This is a genomic window from uncultured Campylobacter sp., assembly GCF_938045345.1.
Taxonomy (GTDB): Bacteria; Campylobacterota; Campylobacteria; order Campylobacterales; family Campylobacteraceae; genus Campylobacter_B.
Genome location: NZ_CALIMS010000029.1, coordinates 1 through 11,104, shown reverse-complemented (window position 1 = coordinate 11,104; position 11,104 = coordinate 1). Strand labels below are relative to the sequence as shown.

The following is an 11,104-nucleotide window of genomic DNA, read 5'->3' as shown; positions in this document are numbered from 1 at the left end:
GCTCATCGCATACTTTGGCGAATTTTTCCTGCGCGCTTTGCAACCCTTCGCGGTTTGCGGCGACGACGGCGGCAGGCGCGGAGGAAATAAATTTTTCATTGCCAAGCATTGCAGAGAGCTTTTCGATCTCTTTTTGCAGCTTTGCTTTTTGCGCGTTAAGACGCGAAATCACGCCGCTAAGATCGACCCCTTCAAGCGGCACGAAAGTTTCTAGCCTCTCGCTTACGTCGCGGGCGGAATTTGCGATATTTTGCTGCGTAAATTCCACTTCATCGACCTTTGCTAGCGTTTTGATGTAGTCCGCAGCGGCGCTTAGATCGACTGCGGATTTGACGTAGGCTTTGGCTACGCGCGCATTGCCGAGCTCGATCGTCGCCTTTGCGCGGCGAATGCTCACGATCGCTTCGATTAGCAGCGAAAATAGCTCCTCGATCCGCTCATCGCGCTCGCCAGGATGTGGGTATCTCATCACCATGATGGAGCGCGCGTCTTGTAGCCTTGTGCCGCTTAGCTCCTGATACAGATACTCGCTTAGAAACGGCATAAATGGGCTTAGCAGCTTCATCGCTTCTTTAAAAATCATCCCCAGCTCGCCTATCGCGGCCTTGTCCGCCTTGCTAAGCTCAATGCCCCAGTCGCAAAACTCGTCCCAAAAAAACTTATAAAGCTCGGTCGCAGCGTCGTTGAAGCGGTATTCGTCTAAATTTTCCCGCACCGCGCTCACACAGCAATTAAAGCGCGAAAGCATATATCTGCCGAGGCTCGTTTTGATCTGCGCCACGTCTAAATCGTCGAATTTAGAAGCGTTTAAAAGCAAAAATTTACTTGCGTTATAGAGCTTATTCGTAAAATTTCGATATATCAAAAGCTTATCGTCGCTAAGGCGCAAATCGCGCCCCTGCACGCACAAAATCGTAAGCGTAAAGCGCAAAATATCGGCGCTAAATTCATCTATTTTTAGCAGCGGATCGACTACGTTTTTGCTCGATTTGCTCATCTTTTTGCCGTCTTTGTCCTTAACCAAGGCGTGCAGGTAGATGTCGCGAAACGGCAGCTCGCCCATGGCGTTTTGGCACTGAAACATCATACGCGCGACCCAGAAAAACAAAATGTCAAAGCCCGTAATTAGCATGGTATTTGGATAAAATTCGCTCAAATCCTCCTCAAACCACTTCTCGTTTTTCAGCGCCTCACCGTTGCCCCAGCCAAGCGTGCTGATCGGCCAAAGACCGCTTGAAAACCATGTATCGAGCACGTCGGGATCTTGAGTAAAATTTTTACCGCCGCATTTTGGGCAGGCATCGGGGGCTTCTCGCTCATCCGCCCACTGATGACCGCAGTCGCAGTAAAATACGGGAATTCTATGTCCCCACCACAGCTGGCGGCTGATGCACCAGTCCTTCAGCTCGCGCATCCAGGCGTTGAAGCTATTGATCCAGTGCTTTGGGAAAAATTCCGCCTCGCCGGAATTTACTTTGGTAATTGCTTCTTTTGCGATATCCGCGCGCACGAACCACTGCTGCGAGATGTACGGTTCGACGACGTTTTTGCAGCGGTAGCAGTAGCCGACTTGATTTTCGTAATCCTCTATTTTTTCGATAAAACCCAGCCTCTCAAGCTCCGCTACGATCTGATCGCGCGCGGCAAGCCGCTCTAGGCCTTGAAATTTACCGCACTGCTCGTTTAAAATTCCTTTTTCGTCAAAAACGGTGATAAAGCCCAGCTCGTGGCGCTTGCCAACCTCGTAGTCGTTGGTATCGTGCGCGGGCGTGACCTTCACGGCGCCCGTTCCGAAGCTCATATCGACGTATTCGTCGGCGATGATCTCTATCTCGCGACCGATTAGCGGCAGCACGACTTTTTTGCCGATCAAATTTTTATAGCGTTCGTCCGCGGGATTTACCATTACGGCGGTGTCGCCGAAGTAGGTCTCGGGGCGCGTAGTAGCGATAACAATGTAGTTGCGGCTCGTCTCGCTCGAATCTTTGCAAGAATTTGAATTTTGTTCGTCCGCAAAGTAGTAGCGCAGATGATAAAGTTTGCCTTTGTTTTCCTTGTGCTCGACCTCCACGTCGCTTAGCGCGCCGTCGTGCGTGCACCAGTTTACCATGTAGTTTCCGCGCACGATGAGCCCCGCGTCGTATAAGTTTACGAAGGCTTTGCGCACGGCGTTTTTAAGCCCTTCATCCATCGTAAATCGCTGTCTGCTCCACGCAGGCGTGACGCCAAGGCGCTTCATCTGCTTTACGATCTGCCCGCCGCTTTGCTCCTTCCAGCGCCAAACGTGCTTTAAAAACTCCTCACGCCCTATCTCTTCTTTTTTGATCCCTTGCGCCAAAAGCTCGCGCTCTACGACGTTTTGCGTCGCAATGCCTGCGTGGTCTAACCCCGGCTGCCACAGCGTTTTGTAACCGTCCATTCGCTTGTATCGCGTCATTATGTCTTGCAACGTATAAGTGAGCGAGTGCCCGATATGAAGCACTCCGGTGACATTCGGCGGCGGTAGCATAATGCAAAAGTTTTTGCCTTTTTGCTGGATATCTTTATTGCCGTCGATCTCGAAATAACCGCGCTGCTCCCAAATTTTATAAAAGCTCTCCTCTACGGCTTTCGCGTCGTAAAAATCTGCCATTTTTAGCCTTTTTTTAAAATTTTAAATTTTGCGATTTTAGCGGAATTTATGTAAAGCGCTCATTAAAGCGTGCCAATTCTGAATTATACAATAAAATGTAGTATTTAAATATATATAGAAATATCGAATTTTAGAATATTTTAGATAAAATTTCAAAAAATCATATAAAAACACTTGACTTTAAAAATTCTACCTGCTATAATACCGCGAAATTTTAACCAAAAGGATTAAATTATGAAGAAATTTCTTCTCGCTTCGCTTCTTAGCGCTAGCGTCGTCAGCTTCGCTCTTGCCGAAAAAATCGTAGTCGCCGCTACTCCGATACCGCATGCCGAAATTTTGGAGCAGATCAAGCCCGATCTAAAAGCCCAAGGCTACGATCTTGAAGTAAAAGTTTTCAACGACTACGTAACCCCGAACCTCGCTACCGACAGCGGCGACGTGGATGCGGGATTTTTCCAGCACGTGCCGTATATGGAGGAATTTAACGCTAATAAAGGCACGAAGTTAAAAGCGACCGTGGGCGTGCATTTAGAGCCGATGGGCATCTACAGCCATAAGATTAAAAATTTAAAAGATCTTAAAAACGGCGCTAAAGTTGCCGTGCCAAACGATCCGACTAACGAAAGCCGAGCTCTTGATCTGCTCGTAGCCGCGGGGCTCATCGAAGTTGATCAAAACGCCAAGCTTCGCACGCCGTTAGATGTCACGAAAAATCCTAAAAATTTAGAAATTTTAGAGCTTGAAGGCGCCGCGCTTCCACGCACCCTGGGCGATGTAGATATTGCAGTCATCAACTCAAATTTTGCCTTTAACGCAAATTTAAACCCAATCAAGGATTCGCTATTTTTAGAAAAGGCTGAGGGCAACCCTTACACAAATGTTATTAGCGTTAAAGAAGGCAACGAAAACAGCCCTAAAATCAAGGCGCTAGATAAAGCGATCCAAAGCGAGAAAGTGAAAAAATTTATCGAGACGCAATATAAAGGCGCAATCATCCCGTCGTTTTAACTCCTCTCTTTTTAAAATTCGGCGCACGATTCGCGCCGAATTTGCTGGCATTCGCTATTTTATTTACTATCTTTTTTTATAATTGCGCGAAATTTACCGAATAAAGGAAAAATAATGAAAAGAATTTTATCTTTCAGCTTTGTTGCCGCTATGGCTATATCTTCGCTTAATGCAGGCGTTTTGGCTACTGCAAAAGACGCAAATATCACTATTACGGATGAGGATGTTGCACCGTTTTTGGCTCAAGGTATGCAGCACGGCGGACAGGAACCAACCGCCGATGAGAAGAAAAAACTAATCGACGATCTAATCAAATACAAACTTCTAATCGCAGAGGCGAAAAAATCAGGTATTGAAAACAGCGACGAATATAAACATCAGCTAGAGCTTGCTAAAGATGGCATCGCATTTAATCTATGGCAACGCGAACAGGCTAAAGACGTAAGCATCAGCGACGAGGAAGCTAAAAAAATTTACGATGAAAATAAACAAAATTTCATGCAACCAGATTCCGTTACTGCAAGCCATATCTTAGTAGCAGACGAAAAGGCTGCTAAAAACGCGATTGCGAAGCTATCAAAAGTCAAAAAAGAGAATTTAAAAGAGGAATTTAATAAGCTAGCTAAAGAAATTTCAATCGATCCAAGTGCGAAAGAAAACGGTGGCGATTTGGGCTCTTTTAGCAAAGGGATGATGGTGCCGGAGTTTGAAAAAGCAGCGTTTGCACTAAAAGATGGTGAGATGAGCAAAACGCCGGTAAAGACACAATTCGGATATCATGTAATCTACAAAGAAAGCAGCAAAAAGGCTGAGACTATGCCGTTTGAGAAGGTAAAAGATCTCATTAAAAACCAATTAATTCCAAGCAAAGTAAACAAAAAAATCGATGATAAGGCTAACGAGCTATTCGGCAAATTAAACATCGAATACGCAAAATAGTTTTAATTTTAAGGCGCGAGGCTATTAAATTTATATGCAAGTTCGCTGCAGCGGCAACTTGCAGGGATAAATTTTAGCCTGCGTCTTTGTTTTATATGCTCTAAATTTTGTGAAATTTTAAGATCACTCTTGTATCGCCGGGTTGTTAAATTCTAAATTTATTCGCTCTGCCGATGTTAAATTTTGCGGAATTTTAAGTACAGCCGGTTTTTTACACATTAAATCAAGGAATTCAAATGCTTTCTGATATCGTAAATTTTATCGTAGAATTTGTCGCAGGTTGGGGATACCTTGGCATTTTTGTGATGATGTTTTTAGAAAGCAGCTTCTTTCCCTTCCCAAGTGAAGTGGTGATGATCCCTGCGGGCTATCTGGCCTCAAAATCGCAGATGAGCTTTGTTGCGGCATTTGTTTGTGGGCTTGGCGGTAGCATCACCGGCGCGCTGTTTAATTACTATCTATGCTACTTTTTTGGACGTAAGATTATCGCTAAATACGGCAAATACGTAGGCATCACCGAGGAGAAATTTGCAAAATTCGAAGCATTTTTTAACCGCCATGGCGAAATTTCAACGTTTAACTGCCGCCTAATCCCTGGCATCCGTCAATACATCAGCCTTCCTGCGGGGCTTGCAAAGATGAATGTCGCGCGCTTCGTGCTATTTACCGGGCTTGGAGCTGCGATTTGGACACTAATACTAATGAGCTTGGGATATTTCATCGGCGAAAACGAGGAGCTAATCAAGCAAGATCTGCATCTAATTACGATCGCTCTGTTCGCCGTCGTCATTATAATCTCGCTTCTATATGTTTATTTTATAAAACGCAAAAGATAGCTCCGCGCTAGTAAATACAAATACAATGAAAAATTCCATTTTATCGCCTTTAAGTTCAAATTTTTCAAATTATAATTTAAGCTAAACAAGAATTTTTATAATTTCACTTTCATAATCTGCGTGCAATACGATATTTCTATTAAAGTGTAATTATACCTTAGTAGCGAATTCCAAAATATTTTTTAAGTAAAATTCTATTTAAAGCCTTAAACAATCATACTAATTTCTAAATTTTAATTTTTCGTTACGTTTTAAGCTGCTTTTAATACTAAAAGCTTTAAAATTCCATTAACAATTTCAACGAAAGGACTTATTATGGCAAAGACCAGAAAAGAACACGATTTCATCGGTGAATTAGAAATTTCCGACGATTTTTACTACGGTGTGCAAACATTTAGGGCACTAGAGAACTTCCATCTAAGCGGACGAGCGCTCAAAGACTATCCATTTTTTATCAAGGCATTTGCACAAATCAAAAAAGCAGCTGCACTAGCCAATAAAGAGGTCGGAGTCCTAGACGCACAAAAAGCCGATGCGATTGCAAAAGCTTGCGACAGGCTCATCGCAGGAGAGTTCAGAGATCAATTCGTAGTCGATATGATCCAAGGCGGCGCCGGAACTTCGACGAATATGAATACCAACGAGGTTATCACCAACATAGCTTTGGAGAGTATGGGGCATAAAAAGGGTGAATACCAATACCTCCATCCAAACGACCACACAAATTTGGGTCAAAGTACCAACGATACCTATCCTAGCTCGATCAAAGTCGCCGCTTACGCCAAGCTAACCGATCTATTAAAAGCTATGGAAAATTTGAAAAAAGAGCTTGAAGTTAAAGCCAAAGAATACAAAGATGTCATCAAAATGGGAAGGACGGAGCTTGAAGACGCCGTTCCTACTACTCTTGGAAACACTTTCAACGCTTTTGCTACCTACATCAAAACCGATATCGCGCTTATCAAAGCTGCTAGAGAGTCGATGACTTACCTAAATATGGGCGCTACGGCGATTGGTACGGGTATCAACTGCCATCCTGATTACAAAAACGTAGTCGAGAAAAAACTAGGCGAGATCACCGGCGTTAAATTTAAAGCTGCAGAGGACTTCATCGCCGCTACACAAGACACCGCAGACTTCGTCCACGTTAGCGGCGCGTTAAAAACAGCAGCCGTCCGCCTAAGCAAAATCGCAAACGACCTACGTCTTATGAACTCCGGTCCTAGATGCGGACTAGGCGAAATAGAGCTTCCTAAGATGCAACCGGGTAGCTCCATCATGCCGGGCAAAGTAAATCCGGTCATCGCTGAGGTCGTAGGCGAGGCTTGCTATGAGGTAATCGGTAACGACGTGACTATTATGCTTTGCTCTGAGCGTGGAGAATTCGAGCTAAATGCATTCGAGCCTGGCATCGCATATGCGTTATTTAACTCGATCGTGCTTTTGGAAAATGCGATGAATACACTAGCTGAAAAAGCTATCAAACATCTAAAGGCAAATCCTGAAGCTTGCCTAAAATCGGTGCTAAATTCTGTTGGTATTGTTACTGCATTCAATCCATACATCGGCTACGAAAAATCCGCAAGTATCGCCAAAGAGGCACTTCAGACCGGAAAATCCGTCGGCGAAATCTGCTTAGAGCGCGGATATTTGAAAAAAGAGGAGATCGATAAGATCCTAGAGCCTAAATCTATGCTCAACCCGCATATGAGCAAAAAATAGTTCCAAACTAGGTGCGGCGCGGAATTTCGTCGGTTAATTTAATAGGCGAAATTCCGCAAAGTAGAATTCTAATAGATAAGATTGATCGTGCAGAATTCCGTATATGTAGAATTTCATCAAGTTAGATTTAGCTTCCGTGGAGTAAAATTCCACTTGCGAAATTTTAGGATAAAATTCCGCATAGAATTCCGACCACTGAATTATAAAGATAATTCGGATTTTACCTGCTGAAATCTTTAGAATTCTGCGCGCCGTTAAAAAAATTACTTTATAAGGAGTTTTGCAATGGACTTTATGGTGATATTGCAATTTATCGTGTTGCTCGGCGGCATCTACTTAGGCGTTAAGCTAGGCGGAATGGGCGTCGGTTATGCAGGCGGTTTGGGCGTTGTCGTCCTAGCCATTTTGGGTATGAAGGTGGAATTTAAAGATATTCCGGTTGACGTTATCTTGATTATCGCATCGGTAATCTCTGCGATTACGGCGCTACAAGTCGCGGGTGGACTTGATTATCTGGTTCAGGTGGCATCTAAAATTTTGCGCAAAAACCCAAAACAGATCAACTACCTAGCGCCTATCGTTACCTATCTACTTACGATACTAGCGGGCACCGGACACACTGCGTTTTCTATGATCCCGGTTATCGTCGAGGTTGCGAAGACTCAGAACATCAAGCCTTCCGCTCCTCTTGCGCTCTCGGTCGTTTCGTCTCAAGTAGCGATCACTGCGAGCCCTATTTCGGCGGCGTTCGTCGCTATGAGCGGTCTGTGCGAGAAGCTAGGCGTTAGCTATCCTAAGCTTTTGTTTATCTGCATCTCTACTACCTTCGTAGCTATGATCATTACGGCTTTCATCGTAAATAAATTCTACGATCTCGATCTTTCAAAAGACCCTGTTTACAAAGAGAGACTTTCAAAAGGTCTTGTAGCTGAGATCAAAGCCGAGGAGTATAAAGAGCCGAAGCCTTACGCGAAAAGATCGGTTGCGATATTTGCCGTCGGTGTTTTGATCGTCGTTTGCTATGCGCTTGCGATCTCAAAGAGCGTCGGCTTGGTAGAAAAACCAATCCTTTCAAGAGATAGCGCGATCATCAGCTTTATGCTAACTATCGGCTTTCTTATCGCTGTTTTGTGCAAGATCGATACGGGCAAACTGCTTTCTACCAGCACTTTCCAAAGCGGTATGAATGCGTGCATCTGCGTCATCGGTATCGCATGGCTCGGTACTACTTTCGTAAACGGTCATATTGACAGTATCAAAGAGGTAGCTAAAAACGTCGTTACGCAGTATCCTTTCGTACTAGCCGTCGCGCTATACTTCCTAAGCTGCTTGCTATACTCGCAGGCTGCAACCACAAAGGTTATGATGCCTGCCGTCGCCGCCGCGCTTGGAATGACTAGCCCTGAAAATTCCGGTCAAATTTGGATCTTAGTCGCATCGTTCGCAGCCGTTTCAGGCTTGTTCGTGCTCCCTACCTATCCTACGACGCTCGGCGCGATCGCTATGGACGATACCGGAACGACTAGAGTCGGTAAATTTGTATTTAACCACTCATTCTTCCTTCCGGGAACCATTATGGTTGCGATTTCGGTCGCTCTAGGATTTTTAGTAGCTCCTGCGCTAATCTAAGATTAGTATTCCTTTCATTTGCGCCGAATTTTTTCGGCGCATTTTTCATACTATTTAAAATTTTTAATACAATTTAATAGATAAAATTCTATCGATTTTGGGGTCTGCCATATTTGCTTATAAATTTAACTTCTAATCGCATGCGCAAAAAACTATAAGCCTGCTAGTAATGTTTGAGTGAGAGTAAAATTTCATTTGAAATTTCATACCCATATTATGCTAGATGATAAATCAAAATTTCAGCCAAAAAACATATAATGTAAGAAATTTAAAACAAGGATAAAATATGAAAAATCTCATCATCATCGCTCATCCCGATATGGCAAGCTCACACGCAAACAAGGCGTGGCGCGAGGTAGCCAAAAAGCAAGCGGATAAATTTGATATTCACGAAATTTACGCCGCTTATCCGAACGGCAAAATCGATGTTGCGCGCGAACAGGAGTTACTTTTAAGCCACGATAAAATTATCATTCAGTTTCCACTTTATTGGTACAGCTATCCGCCGCTTTTAAAACGATGGTTCGACGATGTATTTGCCTACGGCTGGGCTTACGGCAGCACCGGCGACAAGCTAAAAGGTAAAGAATTTGCCCTAGCGATCACTATAGGCGACGAGCAAAATAACTATAAAAAAGACGGCACGATCGGATTTTGCATAGAAGAAGTTATCACACCTTTTAAATGCGCTATGAATTTTACGGGTGCTAAACTGCTTCCGTGCCACTTTGGCTATGGATTTTCATTTCATCCAGATAGCGAATATATCGCAAAAAGTGCAGAAAAATACGAAGAATTTTTAGCAAAATTTTAAAATTTACAAAGGCAAAATCGCTTTTTAGTCGAGAAATTTTATTTTAAAAAGTGACGGATGAAAATCATCTTTTCATCCACACTACTCGATACGCTTCCTGTATCGCTATTTTTTGCGTTGCACACGCAGCCTGCTGACATAATCCCCCGCTCTTTTGATCGTAAAATTTTACTCCCTTCTCTTCTCCCCTAAATGGGCAAAGTTTACGTTAAAAATTTATACGAAATTTTTCTGTATGAAGCATGCTTTAGTACAACCATATAAAAATCAATGAGCATAAAATTTTACCTAAAAATTTGCACCCGCTCGCAATAATACTCGTTTTAAATTTACATAAGACGTTAAAAAACTATGCATATCCGCCACAGCACTGCTTCAAACTCTCCGTTAAAATTATATTAAACTCGTAAAGTCGCGCGTTCACTATACGCTATCGGGCTTGTATTGCACTCACCAAGCTCATTCTCATCAATGCTAAAACAGCATTAATCATATTGCTAGAAAGCGTCTCAGCTGACAGGTATAAAAGAGAACTACTGCGAAAGTGGCGCAAAATACGATACCTCCACGCCTAGCTGCTTAGTGCTTGCTGCTCTGCGAGTGCAAGCCCAAGATCCAAAAAGAGATTTAAAGTAAAGTAGCGCCTGCCACCCTACGCGCGCGCAGATAGCTTAAAGCTACCAAAAAGTTTGCGCTCACTTCGCCACTGAGCGCAATTTGCCTATTGCGCGCCTATTAATGCTTTCAGATTTCAACCTATTCGATCTTGCTTTCCAGCTTTTAAATGCCTGCGCGCAGCTAGCTGCAAAGACATATTCGCTGGATATACCTTGTAGCTCGCCCCCATGCCCTCGATAAAAATCTGCCGTAATTTATGCGGATATTTGACAGCAGGATCGTTTGGATACGATCTTTGATACGAAGCCTAAAAGCGCTACGCCGATACAGATGCTCGCGCCGTTTTTCTCGCTCTGTGCGCGCTGCCTACACACGCTGCCATCGCAATTTTCTCTGATACGACACTTAAAGATAACTCATCACCAAAACTACCGAAAAGCTTTTAGCCTTGTTTTTTCTGCTTTAGAATTTAGTCTCAATCAGTTCTTTTCTAATAAACCGACAGAATTTCCATGCTTTGATATAACCCATCCACGAGGAACTTAGCTAAATTTATTTGAATTCCTAAAGACACGGCAACTTACATCGCACCCGCATTTCAGATCACTGCGAAATTTCGTCGCTACATTGTAAAGAGTTAAATTCTATCAGGTAGATTTATTAAAAATTTTAAGAGCAGTAGAAGTAGTAATAGATGATTAATGCTTTTCTATATGGATACCGCCACCATTAAAATTTTAATCAAAAGATATCCATTAAATTAGCCAGCAAAAAGCTTAGATCCAAGGCTTCCTACGCAAATAGGGCCCAAAACGCTTGATTAAACGGCACAAAAGCCGCTTTAAATTTCACTCCGCGACGCGATTTACCCAGATCAAAAACTCATCGCTCGGGTTCTCGTCG

General features: G+C 43.4%; 7 protein-coding genes. 6 read left to right on the top strand and 1 reads right to left on the bottom strand.

Annotation, left to right across the window (positions count from 1 at the left end; all coding sequences use genetic code 11):
• Positions 1 to 2,632, bottom strand: a 2,632-nt coding sequence (locus Q0144_RS05910) for a valine--tRNA ligase (RefSeq protein WP_298062532.1), incomplete at its 3' end; no start/stop codon positions are given.
• Positions 2,633 to 2,866: 234 nt separating this feature from the next.
• Between Q0144_RS05910 and Q0144_RS05905 the strand changes: the two genes are divergently transcribed.
• From Q0144_RS05905 to Q0144_RS05880, 6 genes are all read left to right on the top strand, one after another.
• Positions 2,867 to 3,643, top strand: a complete 777-nt coding sequence (locus tag Q0144_RS05905; RefSeq protein ID WP_005870677.1) for a MetQ/NlpA family ABC transporter substrate-binding protein — start codon at positions 2,867 to 2,869, stop codon at positions 3,641 to 3,643.
• A 114-nt stretch (positions 3,644 to 3,757) separates the two neighbouring features.
• Entirely contained in the window at positions 3,758 to 4,582 is an 825-nt protein-coding gene (locus Q0144_RS05900; RefSeq protein WP_298062530.1) for a peptidylprolyl isomerase, read from the top strand.
• Positions 4,583 to 4,818: 236 nt separating this feature from the next.
• A complete protein-coding gene (locus tag Q0144_RS05895; protein WP_298062528.1) occupies positions 4,819 to 5,418 on the top strand; it encodes a DedA family protein in 600 nt (199 codons plus the stop codon).
• Between the two features lie 315 nt (positions 5,419 to 5,733).
• Complete coding sequence (locus Q0144_RS05890; protein ID WP_005870686.1) at positions 5,734 to 7,140, top strand: aspartate ammonia-lyase; 1,407 nt, start codon at positions 5,734 to 5,736, stop codon at positions 7,138 to 7,140.
• 285 nt (positions 7,141 to 7,425) lie between these two features.
• Positions 7,426 to 8,769, top strand: a complete 1,344-nt coding sequence (locus tag Q0144_RS05885) for an anaerobic C4-dicarboxylate transporter (protein ID WP_298062527.1) — start codon at positions 7,426 to 7,428, stop codon at positions 8,767 to 8,769.
• Positions 8,770 to 9,055: 286 nt separating this feature from the next.
• Positions 9,056 to 9,583, top strand: coding sequence for an NAD(P)H-dependent oxidoreductase (locus tag Q0144_RS05880; protein ID WP_291936917.1), 528 nt, complete (start codon positions 9,056 to 9,058; stop codon positions 9,581 to 9,583).
• The last annotated feature ends 1,521 nt before the right edge of the window (positions 9,584 to 11,104 follow it).

Coding starts and splice junctions, on each gene's coding strand:
- Q0144_RS05885 (WP_298062527.1), top strand. CDS start 7,426: ATGGACTTTATGGTGATATTGCAATTTATCGTGTTGCTCGGCGGCATC.
- Q0144_RS05900 (WP_298062530.1), top strand. CDS start 3,758: ATGAAAAGAATTTTATCTTTCAGCTTTGTTGCCGCTATGGCTATATCT.
- Q0144_RS05880 (WP_291936917.1), top strand. CDS start 9,056: ATGAAAAATCTCATCATCATCGCTCATCCCGATATGGCAAGCTCACAC.
- Q0144_RS05890 (WP_005870686.1), top strand. CDS start 5,734: ATGGCAAAGACCAGAAAAGAACACGATTTCATCGGTGAATTAGAAATT.
- Q0144_RS05895 (WP_298062528.1), top strand. CDS start 4,819: ATGCTTTCTGATATCGTAAATTTTATCGTAGAATTTGTCGCAGGTTGG.
- Q0144_RS05905 (WP_005870677.1), top strand. CDS start 2,867: ATGAAGAAATTTCTTCTCGCTTCGCTTCTTAGCGCTAGCGTCGTCAGC.